Origin of the sequence: Knoellia sp. 3-2P3, assembly GCF_029223115.1 — a bacterium.
Lineage (GTDB): Bacteria > Actinomycetota > Actinomycetes > Actinomycetales > Dermatophilaceae > Pedococcus_A.
Map to the genome: position 1 here is coordinate 528,629 of NZ_JARGZE010000001.1, position 21,420 is coordinate 550,048.

Here is a 21,420-nt window from a genome sequence, read left to right on the forward strand (position 1 = left end):
GGAGGCTGGGGCGGCGGGGCGGGCTGGTCGATTCCCCGTTCAGGTCAGGTACTTGATGAAGTGGACGTCAGCCGCACCCTCGACCGGCAGGTCCGGGGAGCGCCCGATCTCGGTGTAGCCGTGCCGCTCGTAGAAGCCCGGCGCCTGGAAGGTGAACGACGAGACCAGGAGCTGGCGGCACCCGCGCGACCCCGCCTCCTCCTCGGCGGCCGCCATCATCCGGCCACCCAACCCCTGCTGACGGCAGTCCTCCCGCACCCAGACCATCGCCACGCCGGCGCAGGTCCCCCAGGTCCACCCGCTCAGACCCGCGACCAGCCCGCCGTCGACGTCGGTGACCCGCACGGTCAGCTCGCGCTGGTCGGAGACGCCGGACGCGGCGCTGTTGAAGGCGTCGAGCTCGTCGCTCAGCCGCGCGTCGAGGTCGGCGTCCGCCTCGCCGACCAGGAGCTGCAGGGTGGTTCTGGCGCCGCCGTGGGACACGCGGTTGTCGTCGGAGAGCACGGCGGCGACCCTAGCGGGCGCCACCGGGTTGGAGAGCGCCCCGCGGTCGTTGAGCCAGGCGCCCGCCCACCGCGGGGTGTGCCGGTGCGGGCGCCCTGCGGCCTCCGCCAGGCGGAGGGGCCACGAGGAGTGCACGAGGACGGCCTGGCGCACGAGGGTGTCGTCTGCGGGCAGGTCCGGCTCCCAGCCCGTCGTCAGGTGCTCATCCGGAGACGGCGCCACCGACTCGGCCACACCCCACGGTCGCACACCCGCGCTCAGGCTGGCGGGGGTTCAGCCAGCGCAAGACAGCCGACGGGGTCAGCTCGTGATCGGCTCGAACCGCGAGGTGAAGTGCCGCAACGCCTTCGGCTCCTCGACGATCCGGTACCCGGGCAGCTCGTGTGCCCGGGCCGCAACCTGCTCGCAGACCTCGATCACGTAGTCGATGTGGCTCTGCGTGTAGGTGCGCCGGGGGATCGCGAGCCGGACGAGGTCCATCGCCGCCGGCACCTCCGAGCCGTCGGGCTGGCGACCGAACATCACGGTGCCGATCTCGCAGGTGCGGATGCCGCCGACCTCGTAGAGCGCGACGGCCACCGCCTGACCCGGGTACTCCAAGGGGTCGAGGTGGTCGGCCAGGGCTCGGGCGTCGAGGTAGACGGCGTGTCCCCCGAAGGGGCTGAGCACCGGGATGCCGCGCTTCTGGAGAGCCTCGCCGAGGTAGGCCGTCGACCTGATCCGGTAGCGCAGGTAGTCGTGCTGCACGACCTCCGTCAGGCCCTGGGCGAGGGCTTCGAGGTCGCGGCCGGCCAGCCCGCCATAGGTCGGGAACCCCTCGGTCAGGATGAGGGTGTTGCGGCACTCCTGGGCGAGGTCGTCGTCGTTCATCGCGAGCCAGCCGCCGATGTTGCCCATCGGGTCCTTCTTGGCGCTCATGGTCATGCCGTCGGCCAGGGAGGAGATCTCGCGGACGATGTCGGCCACCTCGCGGTCGCCCTGGCCCTCCTCGCGCTCCCGGATGAACCACGCGTTCTCGGCGAACCGGCAGGCGTCGAGGAACAGCGGCTTGCCGAAGCGGTCGCACAGCGACCGGACGCCGCGCAGGTTGGCGAGCGAGACCGGCTGGCCCCCGCCGCTGTTGTTGGTGATGGTGACGAAGACGCAGGGCACGTCGCCACCCGCGGTCTCCAGCAGGTGCTCGAGGGCCGCGAGGTCCATGTTGCCCTTGAACGGGTGGTCCGAGGCGGGGTCCCGACCCTCGGCGATCACGAGGTCCACCGCGGCAGCCCCGGTGGCCTCGACGTTGGCCCTGGTGGTGTCGAAGTGGGTGTTGTTGGGCACGACCTTCCCTGCACCCCCGAGGGCGGAGAAGAGGATCTTCTCCGCCGCCCGCCCCTGGTGCACGGGGATGACGTGCCGGAAGGGGAACAGCTCGCGCACCGCGTCGACGAAGAGGTAGTAGGAGGGCGAGCCGGCATACGACTCGTCGCCGTGCTGCAGCGCCGCCCACTGGTCGCGGCTCATCGCCCCGGTCCCGGAGTCGGTCAGCAGGTCGATGAGCACGTGCTCGGCCCTGAGCTGGAAGAGGTTCCAGGAGGCGGCGCGCAGGTGCTCGCAGCGCTCGGCCCGGGTGGTCATCCGCAGCGGCTCCACCGAGTGGATGCGGAAGGGTTCGAAGATCGTGCTGAACTGCGGCTCATCCATGCCCACAGGATCGCCAGCGAGGAGCGTGATCGTGAAGGGGCGTCGAAACCCCGACGAGCCTCGCTGCCTTCGGTTCATACTGCGATCAGCCCGACGGGCTTGCGAACGAAAGGTGGGCGCGATGGACCGGGTCGACTGGCACATCCTCGAGGAGCTCCAGGCCGACGCCCGACTGTCCTTCAACGAGCTGTCGCGGCGGGTCAGGCTCTCGCCCCCGGCGGTCGCCGACCGGGTGCGGCGCCTGCAGGACTCCGGCGTCATCAGCGGCTACCACGCCACCGTCGACCTGGCCCGGGCCGGCCGACCGGTGCAGGCAGTGGTGGTGATGGACTGCTACGGCCCGACCTGCCTGCTGCGCGACCCCGAGGTCGCCAGCTGGCCGGAGATCCGGGCGTTCTACCGGGTGACCGGGCAGGGCTGCTCGGTGCTCATGGTCGCCGTGCCGGCGATGGCCGACTTCGAAGAGCTCATCGACCGCCTGGCGAGGTACGGCCGGCCCAGCAGCAGCATGGTGCTCTCCGACCTCCTGCCGTGGAAGCCGGTCGGGCCCGCCTGAGCGCCCAACGGGACGTTGGTCCCTGACGGGTGGCCGGGGCTCGGCTGACGCTGGGTCCATGGCAGGCACCGGGCCAGGTCCGGGGCAGTTCCCGGCCACCCGTTCCGTCGACGTCACCGGCACCGAAACCGACGCCTGGGTGGCGCGCCGCTCGCAGTGGGTCGACAACGTCAAGGTGGTGCTCGTCGCCGCGATCATCGTCGGCCATGCCTTCGGCAGCTACACCAGCACGGAGATGTTCGCCTACGCCGATGTGCGCGAGACCACCCTCGCGCCGGCCACGGAGGCCGCGCTCATCGCCGCCATCGCCCCCGTGGGGCTGTTCATGATCCCGGCGCTCTTCCTCATCGCCGGCCTCCTGACCCCCCGCTCCCTCGACCGCAAGGGACCCGGCGCGTTCGCGCGCGAGCGCCTGTGGCGGCTCGGCCTCCCGTTCGCGATCTACTCGTTCCTCCTCTGGCCCGCGCTCCTCTACGCGCTCTACCGGCCGCTCGGAAACGCCCCCGGCTCCTACTGGCGCGAGCTTGTTGGCACTCCGGAGGAGGCGTTGGACACCGGCTACCTCTGGTTCGTCGGCGACCTGCTCCTGTTCTCCCTCGTGTATGCCGCGTGGGCGGCCATGCGCCGCAGGGCACCCGCAGCTCCAGCGGGGGGAGCGGCCCCGAACCCGCACCGCCCGACACCGTCCACCGAGATCCGGTTCACCCACCTCCTCGCCCTCGCGGCGGTGGTCGCGACGACGACCTTCGCCGTGCGGTTCGTCTTCCCGTTCGACAGCCAGAGGTTCGTCGACCTCAACCTCTACCAGTGGCCGGAGTGCATCGCACTCTTCGCGCTGGGGGTGGTGGCAGCCCGCAGGAGCTGGCTGACCGGCATACCGGATCGGCTGCGGCGCCGGTGCCGCGCGGCGACGCTGGTCTCGGCGGCGGCCTTCGTCGGCGCCCTGGGGGCTGCGGGCATCGGGGGCACGCTCGACCAGTCGTCCTGGGAGGGCGGCTGGCAGTGGGCGTCCTTCGTCTTCGCCGTGGGTGGCAGCGCGCTGGCGGTGTTCGAGCCGGTCTGGCTCCTGGCCGAGGCACAGCGGCACCTCGGCCGTCCGTTGCGGTGGGTGCGGCCGGCTGCCAGCCGCAGCGCCTACGGAGCGTTCGTCCTCCAGGGCCTGTTGCTCATCGGACTGGCGGTGGCCCTGCGACCCGTGCCGGTGCCTGCCGAGCTCAAGGCCCTGCTGGTCGCGGCGGGATCGGTGGCCGGCTCCTTCGGCCTGTCCTGGCTGCTCGTCAGCCGCGTCCCGGGGATGTCGAAGGTCCTGTAGCCGCGGGTGCCGGACGGGCTCAGTGCGCGGCAGCGGCCTTCTTGCGACGCGGGACGACGTGCATCACGGCGACGACGACGGCACCGACGACGAGCCCGATGAGGGCGGACGCCAGCGTGTTGACCAGCCACGCCAGGAAGCCACCGAGTCCGCCCACCCCGTGCACGGCCTCCTCGAGGTGGTGCACCAGCTCGTAGGGAGCGTGCCAGCCGAGCTCGTCGACGCCGACGAGCAGGATGTGACCGCCCACCCACAGCATGGCGACGATGCCGACGGTGGACAGCACGGCCAGCAGCTTCGGCATGCCGCGGACGAGGAACCGGCCGACGGCCTGGGCGGCACCCGAGTCGCGCTCCGCGAGGTGCAGGCCGATGTCGTCCATCTTCACGATCAGGCCGACCACGCCGTAGACGAGCAGCGTGATGCCGACGGCGACCACGGCGAGGATGACGGCCCGGGAGACGAACGGCTCGTCGGCGACCTCGTTGAGCGCGATGACCATGATCTCCGCCGACAGGATGAAGTCGGTGCGGATGGCCCCCGAGACCATCGCCTTCTCCTGCTCCGGTCCCACCGTGGCAGCCGGCTCGCCCTCGTGCTCCTCGTGGTGGCCGCTGACCTTCTCCCAGATCTTCTCGGCGCCCTCGTAGCAGAGGTAGGTGCCACCCACCATGAGGATGGGCGTCAGCAGCCACGGAATGAACTGGCTGAGCAGCAGGGCCACCGGCAGGATGATGAGCAGCTTGTTCCTGAGCGAGCCGATGGCGATGCGCTTGATGATCGGCAGCTCGCGCTGGGGCTCGAAACCGTGCACGTAGCGCGGGGTCACGGCCGTGTCGTCGACGACGACACCGGCAGCCTTGGCGCTGGCCCGGCCTGCGGCGGCACCGACGTCGTCGACCGAGGCGGCCGCGAGCTTGGCCAGCGCGGCGATGTCGTCGAGCAGCGCGACGAGTCCGCCCGCCATCAGCGACCCACCCCTGTCGGGACGGTGTCGGTGGCGGGTGAGCGGCGCCCAGCGGGCACCCGGAACGGAGGCGTCAGCACACGCGGAAGGCTACCCGCGCTCCCGCGCCACTGCCCACCACGCCCGGGTCAGCCGTTCGCGCGCAGGTACCGGCCGAAGTGCGGGACGGTGAAGGCGATGCGGCCCCGCTCGCCCGAGTAGATGAGGCCCTTCTTCAGCAGCGCGTCGCGGGCGGGTGACAGCGACTGCGGCTTGCGGTCGAGCACCGCCGCCACCGACGCGGTCGGCACCGACTCGGTCTCGTCGAGCGGCTCCTCACCCGACTCGGCGAGCTGCAGCGCGGCGTCGGCCATGGCCCGCAGGTACTCCCGCTCCGCCGGGGTGGCTCGCTCGTAGCGCGAGCCGAAGAAGCCCACCGCCAGCTCGGCCTCGGCCTCGGGCGCGGCCACCTTCACGTCGTCGGCCGTGATCGGGGTCTGGGGGGCAACGTCCCAGGCCACCTTGCCGTAGGCCTGGACGAAGAACGGGTAGCCGGCGGTCGCGGCATACAGGGCCTCGAGCGCCTCCGGCGTGAACTCGGCGTCCTCCTCCTTGGCCGGCGCGGAGAGGGCCCGGTCGGCCGCCTCGCGGTCGAGGCGGTCGATGCGCTGGTACTTGAACAGCCGCTCGCTGTAGGACTTGCTCGCCGACAGCACCGCGGGCAGGTGCGGGAGGCCGGCCCCGACGACGATGACCGGCAGGCCGGACTGGCTGATCTCGTGGCAGGCCGCGCAGATGGCCGAGACGTCCTCGGCCCCGAGGTCCTGCATCTCGTCGATGAAGATCGCGACGCCCTTGCCGACGTCGGCGGCGAGGCCACCCACGTCGGTCAGCAGCTCGACGAGGTCGATCTCGATGTCGCCCGAGTCGGCCCGGCCCGTCACTGCGGGTGCGTCGATGCCGGGGTTCCACCGCTCGCGCAGCTTGGCGTTCGGAGCCGAGTCCCGCTGGGCGAAGGCCTTGATGACGCCGAGCACGTGGTCGACGTCGTCACCCTGCGGGTGCCCGAGCTCGCGGACCGCCACGTGGAGCGCGGCCGACAGGGGCCGGCGCAGGCGCTGCTCGGGGCGCGCCTCCAGCTTGCCGGTGCCCCAGTGCGCCCGCACGGCCGACGAGCGCAGCGCGTTGAGCAGCACCGTCTTGCCGACGCCGCGCAGCCCGGTCAGCACGATCGACCGCTCGGGCCGGCCGCGCGAGATGCGCTCCAGCACGACGTCGAACGCCTGCAGCTGCTCGTCGCGGCCGGCGAGCTCGGGCGGGCGCTGGCCGGCGCCGGGGGCGTAGGGGTTACGGATCGGGTCCACGATCGCAGGCTATGGGGGTCTCTAGCGGATCCCTGAGATTTCGCGATACGCCGCCATCGTGTCGCCGCGCGCCGACGAGCCGTATGCCGTGCGCCTGCCTTGCACGGCCGGGCGCGAGGTCAGCGGGTGCGCAGGCGCACCAGGTGGCCGACGACGCCCGGCACCCAGCCCTGTTCGCGGCGCAGCCAGCGGACGGCGACGAGGTTCATGGGCACCACGACGAAGCCGCCGCGCATGCCGTCGGCCACCGCGAGGTCGGTCCCGAACGCGTCGGTCACCAGCTGCCAGCGCAGGTCGGTGTGGCGGTGCAGGTGCTCGCCGATGCCGAGGGCGAAGCGCTCGACGATCCGGTCGTGCGGCTCGCGCTCCGGCTCCGGCGACGACTCCCACGCGACGAAGGCGGCGTCGAGGCCCGCCCCGATCGAGGCGAGGTCGTCGACGTCGACTCCAACCGCCTCGAGCTCGACGAGGGCCGTCGCGATACGCGCCTGCTCCTGCTCGGGCACGCTCTCGACCACCGGCGTCAGGGGGACGTCGTCACCGAGACCGAGACCCGCACCCGACGACGGGCTGCCCGACCCGGCTCGTGGCGCCTCGGTCGCCGTCGAGCGTGCACCTCGCCTGAACCACGCCATCACCTCAGCGTAGTGACGACCGGCGCGAACGGCTCGGGCTCAGATGACCTGCGGCTGCCCGGAGGTGGAGACGACCGGCTTGCCCGCCGCGTGCCAGCCCTTCATGCCGCCCTCGAGGTTGGCGACGTCGAACCCCTGCTGGCTCAGCCACGCCACCGCGCGCGACGACCGGCCACCGCCGCGGCAGGTCACGGCCAGCGTGCCGTCGTCGCTGTCCGGCAGCTCGTGCAGGCGCGAGGGCAGCTCGCCGAGCGGGATGTGCACGGCTCCCGGGGCATGGCCGGCGTCCCACTCGTCCTGCTCGCGGACGTCGAGGATGACGGCGTGGTCAGGCACCTCGGTGTGTGCAATCTGGGGGATCTCACTCATACCGGTCATCCTGACACGGAGGGTGAGCGGCTGCGCTCAGTGCAGCTCGCCGTAGACCGCGGCGTTGAGCTCGGCCACCCGGTGCCAGCTGATGCCCTCGGCCTGCTCGCGGGCGAGCCGGTGCTCCGAGTCGTGCGCCTGCTCGACCTCGATCCGCGGCACCAGGCCGGGGGCTCGGGTGTGCACCACGGCCCGCACGTCGAGCGTCGACGGCTCGTAGGGCAGCTCGCTCGCCAGCAGCCCGTAGACCGGGGGCACCCGCTCGGCCCGGTCGGGCTCGTCCCAGTGCTCGAAGAGCACCTCGAGGCTCTCGCCGCTCACCAGCACCCACACCGACCACGAGAACGACGACCGGTCCACGCCGTCGAGCAGGGGCAGCGCCAGCTCTCCGCGCAGGAAGTACGACGTCCCACCCTCGGGGCCGGCCTCGGGCAGGAAGCAGAGGTCCTCGGTGAGCTCGCCTGCGTCGCGCTGGGCGGCGGTCGCGACGTCCCAGGCGTGCGGCGACCCCGACCCCATCGCGGTGGCGAGGTCGAGGTGCAGCGCCCCGCAGGTCGGGCAGGGCCCGGCGGCGGGACCCGCAGCCTCGGTCACTTGAGCAGCCTCGACATCCGGCGGTCGGCGAGCGGCTTGCCCCCGGTCTGGCAGGTCGCGCAGTACTGCAGCGACGAGTCCGCGAACGAGACCTCACGCACCGTGTCGCCGCACTCCGGGCACGTCTCCCCGGTGCGGCCGTGCACCCGCATGCCTGCGCGCTTCGCGTCCTTGAGCTCGGCCGCCGGCTTGCCGGAGGCCGCGAGCACCGCAGCCGACAGCGTCTCCCGCAGCGCGGCATACAACCGGTCCACCGACGCCTCGTCGAGCGTCGCCGCGATCGCGAACGGCGACATCTTCGCGACGTGCAGGACCTCGTCCGAGTAGGCGTTGCCGACACCGGCGATGACCGACTGGTCGCGCAGCACACCCTTGACCTGTGCGCGGCGGCTGTGCAGCAGCCCGCCGAAGACCTCCCGGGTGAACTCCGGCGCCAGGGGGTCGGGGCCGAGCGTGGCGATGCCGGGCACCTCGGCGGGGTCGTTCACGACGTAGGCCGCGAGCCGCTTCTTCGTGCCGGCCTCCGTCAGGTCGAACCCGGAGCCGTCGGAGAAGCGCGCCCGCAGGGCGATCGGCGACTTGCCGGGCCGCAGCGTCGTGGGTGAGATCGCGTCGCTCCACCGCAGCCAGCCGGCCCGCGCGAGGTGGAAGACGAGGTGCGTGCCGGAGCAGTCGAGGTCGATGAACTTCCCGTGCCGGGCGACCGCGTCGACGGGCAGCCCCTCGAGAGCCTGCGGCGGTGGGTTGAACGTCTTGAGCACCGAGATGGACCCCAGCTCGACGCCGGTCACCGCCAGGCCGTCCGTGCGCGCGGAGAGGAAGTCGACCAGCGCCTGCACCTCGGGTAGCTCGGGCATGGGCCCATCATGCCCGCAGCCGCGGCGGTGTGCGGGCTCAGCGGGCCAGGGCCACCCGCAGCAGCCGCAGCAGCCCCCACCCGTCACCGGCGCGGCACACCGGGACGTCCCTGTGGTGCCGGTGGCGGGGGGCCAGCTCCTCGTTGGAGACCGGTATGCCGTGGGACAGCACCTGCTCGGTGGGCGTCAGCTCGCGGATCGCGATGGCCTGCACCCGGTCGGGGCGCTCCTCGGCGAAGTCGCCGTAGATCCTGGGGTCGTGCTGGCCGTCGTCGCCGACGAGCACCCACCGGATGTGGGGCAGCTCGTTGGCGAGGCGGTGCAGGCACGAGCGCTTGTGCTCCTGACCCGAGCGGAACCAGCCGGTGTTGGTGGGGCCCCAGTCGGTGAGCAGCAGGGGGCCGAGGGGGTAGCCGTGCCTCTTGAGGAACCGGTTGAGGTGCGGCGAGGTGTTCCACGCCCCGGTGGAGACGTAGACGATCGGGGCGTCGGGGTGCTCGGCGAGCAGCTCCCGGTAGAGCGTCGCCATGCCGGGCACGACGTGGCGGGCGCTCTCGGTGCGCACGAAGGTGTTCCAGGCGGCGATCAGAGGACGGGGCAGGGAGGTGCTGATCACGGTGTCGTCGATGTCGCTGATGATCCCGAAGGTGGCCTCGGGCGAGACGACGCAGACCGCGGCCCGCACGCTCTCGGCGTCGTGCGCCTCGATCACGACCTCGTGCCAGCCGGGGTCGAGCCCGTGGTCCTTGACCGTGACGTCGATGTAGCCGCTGCGGTCGGAGCGGGCGTGGACGGTGCGCCGGCCGACGGTGATGGTCACCGGCACGTTCATCGAGGGCGCGGTGATGAAGGCGCGCCACCCCCGCTGCTCCTCCTCGGCGGCACGCAGCTCCGACACCGAGGCCTCGGCATCGGCGCCGGGGTGTTCCTCCGGTCGACGGGTCAGCAGCACCCGGCCCAGCACGCGGACGAAGTCCTCCGAGCCGTACCCGGTGTGGCTGACGACCCGGTTCTTCCACCCCCGTCCCCGCAGCAGGGCGTTGACCTGACGGTGCCAGGCGTCCTCGACGATCGCGGCGGCGTGGGGGCGGGCCATGGCCAGAACCCTATGGCCTGGCGAGCACGCTCCTGAACTGCTCGACGAGCTGGTCACCGCTGGTTCCGGGGCCCTCGAGCTCGCTCAGGCGCCTCCCGTGGCTGAGCAGCAACGTGGGGCCCCGGCGGGCCTCGAGGTCGTGGGCGAGGAGGAAGTCCTCCTCGGCGAGCTCCGCGGCTCGGCTCGACCCCGCGAACAGGGCCACGGCGTCGCCGTCCAGCCCGAGGCCGTCGGCGACGTCCTTGACGGTCGCCGGGTCCGCGAGGCTCCGGCCCTCCCAGAAGAAGGCCCGCTGCGCAGCCCACAGGCCCTCCAGCACCCGGCCCGGGGCTGCTGCCGTGAGGCTGATCACCGCAGCCGCTGCCGCCCGGGAGTCGAGCGGCATGACGCCGTCGGCAAGCGCCAGCTCGTAGCCGGGGCCGAAGCGTGCGCCGGTGGCCCGCCGCACGGCCTGCAGCGGCGAGGTCGTGGCGGCGATGGACTCCCCGTGGAAGAGGCCGATGCTGACGACCTCGAGGTCTGCCTCGCCGTCGACCTCGCGGAGCAGCTGGCTGAGGGCGGGCAGGTAGCCGTAGGACCAGGGGCAGTAGGGGTCGTGCAGGTAGACCAGCAGCGGGCGCTCGACGTCGCGGGGCGCCGGGCCGGTGGTTCGGAAGGCCGAGCCGAGGCGGATCCGCCACTGCTCGGTGGATCCCGGCCCGTGGTCGAGCGAGCGGCTCGCGTGGGCGCACCACGAGCTCAGGCCGAGGGCGGAGGAGCCCCGGTGGTGTCGGTCGGAGACGTGTCGGGACGGGTGTCGGGGGGAAACGGTTCGGTGGGATGGGTGTCGGCAGGATGCGGGCACGCGCACCTCCTCCAGGAGACAAGAAAAGCAACCGGCCAGCCCTTGCGGCTGCACCCGGTTGCTTCAGGTGATGTCGACACTAACCCATGGCCCCCGCCGTGCAGGGGCTCCGTCCACCAGCTGTCAGGCCGGCAGCTCGTCGCCCGCCACGCGCTCCACCCGGCCGACGACCTCGCCGACGATCTCGGCGGCCAGGGCGCGGAGCTTGACGTTGCGGTTCTGGGAGTGGCGGCGGAGCGCCTCGAAGGCCTGCGTCTCGTCGATGGCGTGACGACCCATGAGGACCCCCTTGGCCTGCTCGATCACCGCCCGGCTGGCCATCGCCTGCTCCATCTGCGCGGCCAGCTCGCGGGCCCCCTCGAGCTCGAGGACGGCACCGACCGCGTCGGCCGCGCGGGAGGCGGCCATGCGCACGAGCGCACGGTCGGTGTCGTCGAAGGCGTGCCGCGTCCTGCCGTAGAGGTTGAGGGCGCCGAAGCAGCGCCCGCCCGAGAGCAGCGGCATGGCCAGCAGCGACTGCACGTCGGCGGTGTCGACCGCGGAGGTGAACATCGGCCACCGCTCGTGCGCGTCGGGCAGTTCGACGAGGTTCTCCCGCCGGTTGCGGTAGGCGTCCAGGCACGGGCCGTCGTCGACGGCATACTGCACCGCGTCGATCTCCAGGGTGCGCGCCGTCGTGTAGGACGCCGTGCGCGGACGGTCCTCGAGGACGATCGTGACCCCGACGGCGTCGCAGTGCTCGACGTTGTCGCGCACCGCGAAGACGAGGCCGTCGAGGTAGGACCCCAGCTCTTCCATCGACCCCAGCACCCCGGACAGGGCGGCCATGAGGCGCTCGGTGGGCGTCGCCGGGACCGCGCTCGACTGGTGGCTCATGGGGCACTCCTCTCGGGGGTCGGGTGGTCCAACCGTAATCCGGAAACACCCGCGATGAGGAGCCCCGCGCCCTGCCCGCTAACGAGCGCCAGCGTGCCACCGCCGTGGAGGAGTCGACGGTGGCACGCTGGGTCCCTGCGGCCGGTCAGGCGGTGGTGCCTACGGCCAGATCGGGGCGACCCACTCCGGGTGCGCGAGGACCGTGCCGGCCGCCACCAGGAGGACGGCAGCCGGCACGGTCGGTCTCGGGCGCGCACGCACGGCGAGCTGCATGGCAGGCAACCTCCCAGCCGCACGGCATACAGCAGGGGAAGGCCCGGTCAGGGATTGACAAAGATCCGGTATGCCGTGGGGCAGGATGGCCGCATGGGTGCCCTTGGCGCGTCGCGCCGGCCGAGCGCGGCGGTGGTCGGCGGCGTGAGCTGGAACCAGGTCATCGACGTGCCGCGGCTGCCGCAGGGTCGCACGGAGACCCTCTTCGCCACCGCGGCACGGGAAGGCATCGGTGCGACCGGCTCGGGCAAGGCCCTGAACCTGGCCCGGCTGGGATTCGCCACCCGGCTGCACGCCCTGGTCGGCGACGACCCCGAGGGGGACCGTGCGGCTGCGGAGCTGGCCGACGCGGGGGTGGACCTGACCCGGGTGACCGACCCCGCCGGCACCGAGCGGCACGTCAACCTCATGGACCCCGAAGGCCGGCGGGCGAGCGTCTACGTCAACGGCGGCACGCACGACCCGGACGACGCCATGGTCTCGGCCGATGATCTGGCGGCCTTCACGGTCGGGGCCGACTACGTGTGGGTCAACCTGGCCAACTACGCCCGGAGGGTGCTGACCGCCCTGGCCGCCGCCGGCACCCCCGTCTGGGTGGACGTGCACGACTGGGACGGGGAGCAGGACTTCCACCGCGACTTCGTCGCCGCGGCCCGCTACCTCTTCCTCTCCGACGAGGCGCTGGACGACGCCGTGGGCCTCGCCGCCCACCTGGCGCGCAGCCGGGAGCTCGTGGTGGTGACCCACGGGAGCCGGGGTGCGACGGCGCTGCTGCCGGGCCACGAACCGCTGTACGTGCCACCGGTCGAGGTGGACGCGGTCGACCCCAACGGTGCCGGTGACGCGTTCTGCGCCGGGGTCGCCTACGGGCACAGCCGCGGCTGGGACTGGCCACGGGCCCTGCGTGCCGGGGCCGCCGTCGCGGCGGGGTGCGTCGCGAGCCCGCACCTCGCCGACCCCGACCTCGACGAGCAGTGGCTCGAGCGCCAGGTGGCTGCCCGTGCCTGAGTCGAGGCCGGACGAGGTCTTCCGCAAGGGCAGCGCCAGTGCGCCCGAGGGCTACTTCCGGTGGGAGGCGGCCGGTCTCGCGTGGCTGGGGTCCGCGTCGGGCGGGGCGGCCGTCGCCGAGGTGCTCGAGGTCGCAGACCACCACCTCGACCTGCGGCGCCTGACCTTCGTCAACCCCGACCCCGTGGCGGCGGAGGCCTTCGGCGCGGCCCTGGCCCGCACCCACGACGCCGGTGCACCGGCCTTCGGCTCGCCACCGGACGGCTGGGTCGGCGACGGGTTCCTCGGGCCGCTCTCGGAGCCGCTGCCGCTGGCCCTGCGGGAGAGCGACTCCTGGGGCGAGTTCCACGCGGCCCAGCTCCTGCGCACCCTGGCGCTTGCCGTCGATAGGGGTGTCTACCGCAGATCCGATATCGCCCTAGTCGAGGCAATCGCGGCTCGGGTGGCGCGGGGCGAGTTCGACGACGGGGCGCCGCCCGCCCGCATCCACGGCGACCTCTGGTCCGGCAACCTGCTGTGGACCCGAGGCGGCGCCGTGCTCATCGACCCGGCCGCGCACGGAGGCCACCGCGAGAGCGACCTGGCCATGCTGGCCCTCTTCGGGTGCCCGCACCTGGAGTTCGTCGTCTCCGGCTACCTCACCCAGCACCGGCTCGACGCCCAGTGGCCCGAGCGCGTCGCCCTGCACCAGCTGCACCCGCTCATGGTGCACGCCGTGCTGTTCGGGGGCGGGTACGTCCGGCAGAGCCTCGAGCACGCCCGCCGCTACCGCTGACGCGGCCCGTGCGGCTCAGCCCACCAGCTCAGCCCACCAGCTCGGCGCGACCCGCCTCGATGAGCCCGCGCACGTAGGCGGCCTGCCCGACGTGCTGCTGGTCGTCGTTGATGACGCTGACCAGCCGCACCCCGAGGCTGACGGGCGGGTCCCAGCGCTCGTCGACGATGCGGTCGAGGTCTTCCAGGCCCAGGCCCGAGACGAAGGCGACGCTCTGCTCGTGCACCGCGTCGAGGTAGCCGGTCAGCAGCTCCGGGGCGACGCGCACGGCGTCCACCTCGGTGGGCGAGTGGCCATAGCCGGTGTCGGCGTCGTCGAACGGCAGGCCGAACCGCCTCGCCCACCCCTGGGCGGTCCAGACCTGCTCAACCCCGGCGAGGTCGGCCACGTGGTCGTCCTGGATGCGCGCCAGGTGCCAGACCAGCCAGGCGATCGAGTTCGCCTCGGGGCCGGGCCGCTCGGCCAGCTCCTCGGCGGCGAGTCCCTCAACGGCCTCGTGCACCCCCTCCCTGATGCGGTTGAAGGAGTCGACCAGCAGCTCACCCAGCGTCATGCCCTCGATGCTAGGCACGGAGTGCGCCCGCGGCACCCGACGATCGGGGGAGAATGCTGCCGAGCCCGTCGACCCATGCAGGGAGGCCCGTGGACGCGCACGACGTCCTGACCGTCGCCGAGGTCGCTCGCCGCAGCGGCTTCGCCCCCTCGGCGCTGCGCTACTACGAGCGGGAGGGGCTCATCCAGGCCTCGCGCACGGCGGGCGGGCAGCGCCGTTACACCCGGCCGGTGCTGCGCCGGCTCGCGTTCATCCGGGCCGCGACCAACGTGGGGCTCTCGCTGGAGGAGGTGCGGGCCGAGCTCGCCCGTCTCCCCGAGAACCGGACCCCCACCAAGGCCGACTGGACCCGCATCTCGGCCCACTGGCGGCACCGGCTCGACGAGCAGGTGGCCGCCCTCGAGGCGCTGCGCGACCGGCTCGACTCGTGCATCGGCTGCGGCTGCCTGAGCCTGAAGCAGTGCGGCATCTCCAACCCCCGGGACGAGGCGGCCACCTCCCCCGAGGCGCCCGGGGCCACAAAGCTGCCACCGCTGCTGCGGCGTCCTCGCCCTGTCGACGGCCTCGGGGCTGACGCATGAGCGTGGAGGGGGAGGTCGCCCCGGGGTTCGAGGAGGTGCGTGACGCCTTCACGGAGGTGGTCGACGCCCAACCCGGCACCGGCGCGGCGGTCGCCGCCTGGCACGACGGCCGGTGGGTGGTCGATCTCTGGGGTGGCCACGCCGACTCTGCGCGCACGAAGCCGTGGCGACGCGACACCATCGTCATGCCCTACTCGGTCACCAAGCCGTTCGCGGCACTCACGGCCCTCGTGCTCGTCGACCGCGGTCGGCTCGACCTCGACGCCCCCGCCCAGCGGTACTGGCCCGAGCTGCGCGCCACCGCCACGGTGCGTCAGGTGCTCTCGCACCAGACCGGGCTCGTCGCGCTGGCCGACCCGGCACCCGAGTCGCTGTGGCACGACTGGGACGCGATGTGCGCCCGGCTGGCCTCCGAGCAGCCGCTGTGGGAGTCGGGCACCGCGATCGGTGAGAGCGCCCTCTTCTACGGCCACCTCGTGGGCGAGCTCGTCCGTCGGGTCGACGGCAGGACCCCCGGCGACTTCCTCCGCGACGAGGTCTGCGGTCCGCTCGGCCTCGACTTCACCATCGGGCTGCGCGACGGCGAGGTCGCACGAGCGGCCCACCTCACCGGCCTGGATGCACCGCAGTGGTCGCCCGACGCCCCCGGCCGGCCCGAGCCGCTGCGCCGCGCCCTGTTCAACCCGCCGGGCGCCTTCACCTCTGCTCTGGTCAACAGCGAGCGCTTCCGACGGGCCGAGGTGCCGGCCATCAACGGGCACGGCACCGCGCGCGCCGTGGCCGGCCTGTATGCCGCACTGCTGCAGGGACAGCTCCTGTCGCCAGCACTGCGGGACGAGGCAGCGCACGCCCAGGCGTCGGGCGTGGACCGCGTGATGGGCGGGGAGCCGCGGTCGTGGGGCCTCGGCTTCGCGGTCGACGACGACGGCTGGGGCATGGGCGGCACCGGTGGCAGCGTGGGCTGGGCGTGTACCCGCGGCGGCTACGCCTACGGCTTCGTGACCGGCAGCATGGGCAGCCACGACCGGTCCGACGCGGTGGAGAACGCCCTCCGCTCCGTCGTCGGCGTCCCACCCCTGTGACACACCGCGGAAGGGCTCAGTCGGAGGCCGCCTCGCGCTGGTCGTCGGTGTAGTCCAGCATCAGCGACGCCTCGCGGCCCACCATCCCCTGGGACCGGGCGGTGCGGTAGCGGCTGACGTTGGCCGAGGTCGCGCCCATCACGGCGTGCACGCTGTCGCGGCTGTAGGTCACGGCGTGCGCTGCGTCGACGCCGATGCTGGCGCCCACCTCGATGGCGTCCTGGTCGGCTCCCATGTAGAGGAACTGCCAGTCGTGGTCGCGGGTCTGCCGCTCGATCAGCGCCTTGACCTGCCCGTGGGTGTACTCGGTGGAGGCGTTCTCGTGGCCGTCGGTCATGATGCCGATGACGACGCTGCCCGGACGCTCGGCGGCCGGCAGCCGCGAGATGCGCTCGCCGGCGCTGGTGACCAGGCGGCCGATGGAGTCGAGCAGCGCGGTGGTGCCCCGCGGCTCGAGCCGCAGCGGCGGCACGTCGGCGATCGGGCGGTCCGCGAAGACCTGCTCGTACTCGTTGTCGAACTGCGCCAGGGTGACGCGGCACTCGCCCGGCTGGCGGCGCTGCTCCTCGATGAAGGCGTCGAACCCGCCCTGGGTGTCCTGCTTGATCGACTGCATCGAGCCCGAGCGGTCGAGCAGGAAGTACAGGTGGGTGAGGTTGGTGTCGGTCATGCGTCCCCCTTCGAGGTGGTCCTGCGGCGCCGGGTGGCGTCGGTCAGGTCGTGCGTCGCGCCCGGAAGCGCATGGGTCTGGTCGCCGGGTCGCCCTCGGCGGGGTCCGCGGTCCGGTGCCGGCCCTGCTCGAGGTCGTAGCGGGCACGCTCGACGCCCGAGGCCGTCACCCGCCCGCTCTCGCTGCCGTAGGCCGCGAGGAGACTCGTGCGCGCCAGGCGCGGCCCGACGGCGTTCTCGGACAGCCCGGCGAGCATTCCCGCGCTGCGGATGCTGCTGCCCGACTCGACGATGACCGCGGCCATGGCCTCGTCGACCGCCGCGGTCAGGTGCTCCTGCGCTGCCCGCAGGTGGGGCAGCGCCTCGTCGGGCTGCTCGGGGTCGACCTGGGCCAGCTCCGCCTCGGCGGCAGCGACGGCCTCGGCGACGGCGTTGGTCTCCTTGCGCTTCATGACACCCACGGTACCGCACTAACTGCGGATACTCAACAGGTGCGGCTCTGAACCTTGTGCGGAGTAGGTGCCGAGGCCAGGGGCCGGGCGGGGCAACTGGAGCTACCTCTGGGCCGGCGCGCCGACCTCCTTCGGGACCTGGACGCGGATCTCCTCGCCGAGGCGGGCGCCGTCGAGCAGCTGCAGGCCGTCGCCGGACCAGAACATGCCGGGGTCGTAGAAGTTCGTCGGCCGCTGGCCGTCGAGCAGACCCATCGCCTGGTAGGTCGCCGCCACCACCTCCGCGCAGTACGTGGTCTCGAGGGCCGCGTGGCGGCGCAGGCGGCCCCGCAGCCACCGGCCGGCGAGCGCCGCGGTCGCGGGGAAGGGCGTGCCGTCGAGCCGGGCGATGGTGCGCAGCACGGCGTCCTCCATCTCCCGCGTCACGGGTGTCTGGAGCTGGCGCAACCAGGCGCGCTGCTCGTAACGGTCGCACCACTGCACGACCGCATCCCTGAGGTCGTGCAGCTGCACGCCGCGGTGGTGGGTGCCGGTCCAGACGTCGAGCAGGCCGTGCCCGAGCTCGGCGTGCCACATCAGGGGCGGCAGGTCGTCGAGCACCACGGCCATGCCCACGTGGTTGACCGGCGCGTTCGTGACGGCCCTGATCGCGTGGTCAGCCGCGGACCTGCCGCGGAAGAGCCACACGTCGCCGGTGCGCGTCAGGTCGACGGCCGCGTCTAGGCTCAGCACTGCCTCGTCCACGGAAGGGTCTCCTGTCGTGAAGCTCTGGAAAGTCCTCGGGATCGCCGGCCTCGCCGGCGTCGCCGCCACCGGGGCCATCATGGCCCGTGACCAGCGTCGGCGCGTGCAGCTCGAGCCCGACGAGATCCGCAGCCGGCTGCAGGAGCGGCTGGAGCAGGCGGAGTCCACCACCCCCTCCCCGCCACGGCAGGCATGACGTCGCGCCGGCCCTCTCGGCAAGGACCGGCGCGGCGGCAGGTGTCAGCCCTCGGCCGGAGCCGGTGACGCAGGTCGGTGCTCCGCGACCGCGTCGGCAGCCCAGGTGACCGGTGTACCGGTGACGGTGCGCTCCTCCACCATCTCGGCGGTCATCGCGATGCACTCCGAGAGCAGGTCGACGAGCCGGTCGTACGGGTCGTCGACACAGGCCTCCGACATGCCCTCGACCGCGAGTGCCACCAGGTGCGGCGCGGTCTGGCGCCGGAACGCCCGGGCCGTCAGCGGCAGGTCGGCCCGGAACTCGCGTGCCCACTGCTCGGCCGCGGGCACCTGGTCGAGCGCGTCGCGTGACTCCGGTGTCAGGCTGTCGCGCGGCCGGCCGTCCAGCTCGGCGAGCATCCGCTCACACGAGAGGATCCCCAGGGCGAGCACGTTCTGCCGCGTCGCGGAGGCGATCGGCAGGGCGGTGGTGGCGCAGTGAAGCGCCAGCCTCGCGTCGACGTGGAGGTCGTCGCCGGTCAGCCCGATCACGGAGGGGATCATCGGCGCGAGCCGGGAGCGCACGGAGTCGGGCACCGTGTCGTTGATCTGGCGGGCCAGTCCGGCCAGCAGCGGGTGCGTGCACTTCGGATGGTCGCTCCACCGCTCGCCCGCGAGGTAGGACGCCATCTCCATGAAGCAGGCGCCCTTGCGGGGTGAGCGGTGACGTCCGGTCGAGAGCACAGGGACGATGTCCGGCGAAAGAGCGACGCGTCGCGACATGGTGACTCCCACGGGTCGGTGAAAGGAGGTGGACCCCTGATCAGTCTGCGCCTGCCCGGGCCGCCACGCCACCGTTCTGCCGGGCCATTTCCCGTGGCACCGGTGACGACGCGTTCGGCAGTCCCGACCGCGCCGGGTCGGCGCGCGCAGCGTGCCCGGCAGGGTCAGCGCTCGGCGTCCCAGTCGATGCGCGGGAGGCCCAGCAGCAGCGAGGCCGCCGGGCTGCGCGGGCTGCGCACCGCGGTGCCGTCCTCGACGTGGATCTCGCCACCGGCCCACTGCGGGTCGCCCGGCACCGGGCCGAGCGGGTCGGGCGGCTCCTCGCCGGAGCCGGGTCGGGCCAGGGCGCGCCCGAGGGCCTCGCGCAGGGGCGTGAGCCTGTAGCCGACCGGCAGCAGCTCGGCCCGGAAGTCCTCCTCACGGCAGACCATGTCATGGTGCAGGCTCTCCACGAGCGCCTCGACGGTGGCGGACGGCACGTCGGTGAGCTGCCCGGCCAGCCACCCGACCAGCCCCGTGGGCGCCACCGGCAGGGTCACCTCCGGGCGCACCAGGCCGGCGACCTCGGCGTAGAGGTCGAGCAGCCGCCGGTAGGAGATCCGCTCGTCGCCGCCGATGTCGTAGGCACGGGTGACCGGCTCCACGTCGAGGCAGCGGACGAGCACCTCGAGGGTGTCGCCCACGGCCATCGGCTGGACGTCCGAGCTCATCCAGGCGGGGATGGTGCGCACCGGAAGCCGCTCGGAGAGCTGGCGCAGGATCTCGAAGGACGTGGAGCCGCTTCCCACGACGATCGCCGCGCGCAGGGTGAGCGTCGGCACGCCCGAGGCGGCGAGGATCTGCTCGACCTCGTGGCGCGAGCGCAGGTGCGCCGAGAGTCGCTCGGGCGGCACCGGCGGCACGAGGCCGGAGAGGTAGACGAGCCGGCCCACGTCGTGCTCGATCGCCGCGTGGGCGAGGTGGTGCGCAGCCTGCCGGTCACGGTTGACGAAGTCACGGCCACCCATCGCGTGCACGAGGTAGTAGACCGCCTCGGCGCCCTCGACGGCCGTCATCACCTGGCTGGGCTCGTGCACGTCCATGCCGACGGTGGTCACGTCCGCGCGCCACGGGAAACGGTCCGCGGTCTCCACCTTCGAGAACGTGGCTGTCACCTCATGGCCCCGCTCGAGGAGCAGGGGCACCAGCCGCCGCCCCACGTAGCCGCTGGCCCCGGTCACGAGCACTCTCACCGCTCGATGGAAACAGAGGCCGACCGGGTCGGCAACGCCACGGCATACCGGCCGGTGGGCAGGGGTCTAGTTGAGGTTGACCGGGGGCTCGGGGGGACGGCCCACCGCACCGAGCGCGGCGTGCACCGCCTGCTCGCGGCGCACCAGCTGCAGCCCGAGCCGCAGCCGGGCCTCGGTGTCACTGCTCGCCAGCAGCAGCTGGCGGTCGCCGATGTCGAGGATGAGGGCCCGGGGGACCCAGTAGGACAGCTCCCACGGGTCGACCGGCGGCTCGAGGGGATCGGCACCGACGTCGGCCCGGTAGCGCAGGAGCTCGCTGCGCAGGCGTGGGGCGAGGGCGGCTACCGCGTCGCGGTCGCCGAGGGGCTCGCTCAGCCAGCTGACGACCCCGGTGGGGTAGACCGTGCCGGCGGCCTCGTCGACTCCCTCGAGCCGGAAGCGCGAGATGCCCGTGGAGATGACGAGGAAGCGGTTGTCGCCCAGGGCGGCGGCCTGGGTCAGCTGGGCCGCGCACCCGACGGCGTGCAGCGCCTTGACGCCGTCGGCGCCGACCTCGTGGCCCTCACGGATGGCGACCACGCCGAAGACCGGCACCTGCCGGTCCTGGTTCTCGATGAGGTCGTGCAACAGCTGCAGGTACCTCGGTTCGAAGACCTGCAGGGGGAGCTGGGCGCCCGGCATGAGCACCGTGCCGAGGGGGAACAGCGGCAGCACGGCCATGACCCAGCGTACGTCCGCTGCCCGGCCCGAGCCGGGCCCACCGCCTCCGAGCCGGGCCCACCGCCTCCGAGCCGGGCCCGCCTCCTCGGAGGCCGCCGCTCACAGGAAGTCGGTGGGGTCGAACTCGTCGATCGGGATGACCCGCACGCGGGGCAGCGGGGAGCGGAAGGCCCGCACGTCGTACTCGAGGTCGAAGAACTCCAGGCCGCGCTCCTCGAGGCGCAGGAACCCGGCGTTGGCGAACTCCTCGAAGGCCACGACCCCGACGCGGCGGCCGTCGATGAGGCCCTCGAGCTGGGGGAGGAAGTCGCCGTCGTGGCTGACGAGCATGAGGTCGGCCTCGCGCCGCTGGAGCTCGACCATGGTGCGCTGGATGGCGAGGTCGACGACCTTCTGGTGTGGGCCGCCCGAGAGCGGGATCGGCCGGTAGCCCATGGCCAGCAGGGCCTGGATGAACGGCATGGGGAGCTCCCCGCTGCCGGCGGCGAGGAAGAACAGGCCGCGCGCGGGCTGGCTCCACTCCTCCTCGGCGAACTGCAGGAGCCGGTCCCAGCGGGGCCGCTCGTCGGGCTGGGGGCGCCGCGACAGGATCGACGTGCCGAGCGTGGCGTCGACGTTCTCGCCGTCGACGAGGACGTAGGTGGTGCGGGAGCTCTGCTCGGCCATGGCCCGACCATAGGGGAGCAGGCGGGTACCCGGCGCGGGGATGGCCCGCGTGGCAGACTGCGAGCG

The 21,420-nt window shown here is 73.0% G+C and carries 26 protein-coding genes; 7 read left to right on the forward strand and 19 right to left on the reverse strand.

Annotated features, from left to right (window positions below; all coding sequences use genetic code 11):
• Positions 1-39 precede the first annotated feature (39 nt).
• Both P0Y31_RS02555 and P0Y31_RS02560 read right to left on the reverse strand, forming a co-directional pair.
• Positions 40-753: a GNAT family N-acetyltransferase gene (locus P0Y31_RS02555; protein WP_275866499.1), complete on the reverse strand. Its 714-nt coding sequence runs from the start codon at positions 751-753 to the stop codon at positions 40-42.
• A gap of 51 nt (positions 754-804) precedes the next feature.
• Positions 805-2,190, reverse strand: a complete 1,386-nt coding sequence (locus P0Y31_RS02560; protein WP_275866500.1) for a tryptophanase — start codon at positions 2,188-2,190, stop codon at positions 805-807.
• Positions 2,191-2,311: 121 nt separating this feature from the next.
• Between P0Y31_RS02560 and P0Y31_RS02565 the strand changes: the two genes are divergently transcribed.
• Together P0Y31_RS02565 and P0Y31_RS02570 are read left to right on the forward strand one after the other, a co-directional pair.
• Positions 2,312-2,746 (forward strand): Lrp/AsnC family transcriptional regulator, encoded by a 435-nt coding sequence (locus P0Y31_RS02565; protein WP_275866501.1) that lies wholly within the window; start codon positions 2,312-2,314, stop codon positions 2,744-2,746.
• 58 nt (positions 2,747-2,804) lie between these two features.
• Entirely contained in the window at positions 2,805-4,058 is a 1,254-nt protein-coding gene (locus tag P0Y31_RS02570; protein WP_275866502.1) for an acyltransferase, read from the forward strand.
• 19 nt (positions 4,059-4,077) lie between these two features.
• On the opposite strand, the gene P0Y31_RS02575 is transcribed toward P0Y31_RS02570, so the two are convergent.
• The 9 genes from P0Y31_RS02575 to P0Y31_RS02615 all read right to left on the reverse strand — a co-directional run bounded on the left by P0Y31_RS02575 (position 4,078) and on the right by P0Y31_RS02615 (position 11,639).
• A complete protein-coding gene (locus tag P0Y31_RS02575) occupies positions 4,078-5,025 on the reverse strand; it encodes a DUF808 domain-containing protein (RefSeq protein ID WP_275866503.1) in 948 nt (315 codons plus the stop codon).
• A 128-nt stretch (positions 5,026-5,153) separates the two neighbouring features.
• Positions 5,154-6,368: an ATP-binding protein gene (locus P0Y31_RS02580; RefSeq protein ID WP_275866504.1), complete on the reverse strand. Its 1,215-nt coding sequence runs from the start codon at positions 6,366-6,368 to the stop codon at positions 5,154-5,156.
• A 119-nt stretch (positions 6,369-6,487) separates the two neighbouring features.
• The gene (locus P0Y31_RS02585; protein ID WP_275866505.1) at positions 6,488-7,003 is read right to left on the reverse strand and encodes a hypothetical protein; all 516 of its coding nucleotides are present in this window, start codon (positions 7,001-7,003) and stop codon (positions 6,488-6,490) included.
• A gap of 39 nt (positions 7,004-7,042) precedes the next feature.
• Entirely contained in the window at positions 7,043-7,372 is a 330-nt protein-coding gene (locus P0Y31_RS02590; RefSeq protein ID WP_275866506.1) for a rhodanese-like domain-containing protein, read from the reverse strand.
• Between the two features lie 36 nt (positions 7,373-7,408).
• Positions 7,409-7,966 carry a DUF2199 domain-containing protein gene (locus P0Y31_RS02595; RefSeq protein ID WP_275866507.1) on the reverse strand — a complete coding sequence of 186 codons (558 nt, stop codon included), beginning with the start codon at positions 7,964-7,966 and terminating at the stop codon, positions 7,409-7,411.
• On the reverse strand, positions 7,963-8,823 hold the full coding sequence (locus P0Y31_RS02600) for a DNA-formamidopyrimidine glycosylase family protein (protein ID WP_275866508.1): 861 nt from the start codon (positions 8,821-8,823) through the stop codon (positions 7,963-7,965). Before P0Y31_RS02600 ends, P0Y31_RS02595 begins: the two co-directional genes overlap by 4 nt.
• Before the next feature lie 37 nt (positions 8,824-8,860).
• Positions 8,861-9,919 carry a phosphatase domain-containing protein gene (locus tag P0Y31_RS02605; protein WP_275866509.1) on the reverse strand — a complete coding sequence of 353 codons (1,059 nt, stop codon included), beginning with the start codon at positions 9,917-9,919 and terminating at the stop codon, positions 8,861-8,863.
• Positions 9,920-9,929: 10 nt separating this feature from the next.
• Positions 9,930-10,763: a DsbA family protein gene (locus P0Y31_RS02610; RefSeq protein ID WP_275866510.1), complete on the reverse strand. Its 834-nt coding sequence runs from the start codon at positions 10,761-10,763 to the stop codon at positions 9,930-9,932.
• Positions 10,764-10,886: 123 nt separating this feature from the next.
• Entirely contained in the window at positions 10,887-11,639 is a 753-nt protein-coding gene (locus tag P0Y31_RS02615) for a GAF and ANTAR domain-containing protein (protein ID WP_275866511.1), read from the reverse strand.
• Between the two features lie 366 nt (positions 11,640-12,005).
• Here P0Y31_RS02615 and P0Y31_RS02620 point away from each other — a divergent pair, with 366 nt between their 5' ends.
• Both P0Y31_RS02620 and P0Y31_RS02625 read left to right on the forward strand, forming a co-directional pair.
• On the forward strand, positions 12,006-12,920 hold the full coding sequence (locus P0Y31_RS02620; protein ID WP_275866512.1) for a PfkB family carbohydrate kinase: 915 nt from the start codon (positions 12,006-12,008) through the stop codon (positions 12,918-12,920).
• Positions 12,913-13,695 carry a fructosamine kinase family protein gene (locus tag P0Y31_RS02625; RefSeq protein ID WP_275866513.1) on the forward strand — a complete coding sequence of 261 codons (783 nt, stop codon included), beginning with the start codon at positions 12,913-12,915 and terminating at the stop codon, positions 13,693-13,695. The genes P0Y31_RS02620 and P0Y31_RS02625 overlap by 8 nt, the downstream gene beginning before the upstream one ends.
• A 28-nt stretch (positions 13,696-13,723) precedes the next feature.
• Here P0Y31_RS02625 and P0Y31_RS02630 read toward each other — a convergent pair whose 3' ends face one another.
• Entirely contained in the window at positions 13,724-14,248 is a 525-nt protein-coding gene (locus P0Y31_RS02630; protein WP_275866514.1) for a DUF664 domain-containing protein, read from the reverse strand.
• Between the two features lie 89 nt (positions 14,249-14,337).
• Here P0Y31_RS02630 and soxR point away from each other — a divergent pair, with 89 nt between their 5' ends.
• On the forward strand, positions 14,338-14,829 hold the full coding sequence (gene soxR / locus P0Y31_RS02635) for a redox-sensitive transcriptional activator SoxR (protein ID WP_275866515.1): 492 nt from the start codon (positions 14,338-14,340) through the stop codon (positions 14,827-14,829).
• Positions 14,826-15,911 carry a serine hydrolase domain-containing protein gene (locus tag P0Y31_RS02640; RefSeq protein WP_275866516.1) on the forward strand — a complete coding sequence of 362 codons (1,086 nt, stop codon included), beginning with the start codon at positions 14,826-14,828 and terminating at the stop codon, positions 15,909-15,911. The genes soxR and P0Y31_RS02640 overlap by 4 nt, the downstream gene beginning before the upstream one ends.
• Before the next feature lie 16 nt (positions 15,912-15,927).
• Here P0Y31_RS02640 and P0Y31_RS02645 read toward each other — a convergent pair whose 3' ends face one another.
• From P0Y31_RS02645 to P0Y31_RS02655, 3 genes are all read right to left on the reverse strand, one after another.
• A complete protein-coding gene (locus P0Y31_RS02645; RefSeq protein WP_275866517.1) occupies positions 15,928-16,581 on the reverse strand; it encodes a vWA domain-containing protein in 654 nt (217 codons plus the stop codon).
• A gap of 43 nt (positions 16,582-16,624) precedes the next feature.
• The gene (locus P0Y31_RS02650; RefSeq protein WP_275866518.1) at positions 16,625-17,032 is read right to left on the reverse strand and encodes a hypothetical protein; all 408 of its coding nucleotides are present in this window, start codon (positions 17,030-17,032) and stop codon (positions 16,625-16,627) included.
• Positions 17,033-17,134: 102 nt separating this feature from the next.
• Positions 17,135-17,776, reverse strand: coding sequence for a hypothetical protein (locus P0Y31_RS02655; protein ID WP_275866519.1), 642 nt, complete (start codon positions 17,774-17,776; stop codon positions 17,135-17,137).
• Between the two features lie 16 nt (positions 17,777-17,792).
• Between P0Y31_RS02655 and P0Y31_RS02660 the strand changes: the two genes are divergently transcribed.
• Positions 17,793-17,972, forward strand: a complete 180-nt coding sequence (locus P0Y31_RS02660; RefSeq protein ID WP_275866520.1) for a hypothetical protein — start codon at positions 17,793-17,795, stop codon at positions 17,970-17,972.
• A gap of 44 nt (positions 17,973-18,016) precedes the next feature.
• Here P0Y31_RS02660 and P0Y31_RS02665 read toward each other — a convergent pair whose 3' ends face one another.
• From P0Y31_RS02665 to P0Y31_RS02680, 4 genes are all read right to left on the reverse strand, one after another.
• Positions 18,017-18,736 carry a hypothetical protein gene (locus P0Y31_RS02665; protein ID WP_275866521.1) on the reverse strand — a complete coding sequence of 240 codons (720 nt, stop codon included), beginning with the start codon at positions 18,734-18,736 and terminating at the stop codon, positions 18,017-18,019.
• Between the two features lie 164 nt (positions 18,737-18,900).
• Positions 18,901-19,968 carry an NAD(P)H-binding protein gene (locus tag P0Y31_RS02670; protein WP_275866522.1) on the reverse strand — a complete coding sequence of 356 codons (1,068 nt, stop codon included), beginning with the start codon at positions 19,966-19,968 and terminating at the stop codon, positions 18,901-18,903.
• 66 nt (positions 19,969-20,034) lie between these two features.
• Positions 20,035-20,688 carry an LON peptidase substrate-binding domain-containing protein gene (locus P0Y31_RS02675; protein WP_275866523.1) on the reverse strand — a complete coding sequence of 218 codons (654 nt, stop codon included), beginning with the start codon at positions 20,686-20,688 and terminating at the stop codon, positions 20,035-20,037.
• A 99-nt stretch (positions 20,689-20,787) separates the two neighbouring features.
• Entirely contained in the window at positions 20,788-21,354 is a 567-nt protein-coding gene (locus P0Y31_RS02680; protein WP_275866524.1) for an NYN domain-containing protein, read from the reverse strand.
• Positions 21,355-21,420 lie beyond the last annotated feature (66 nt).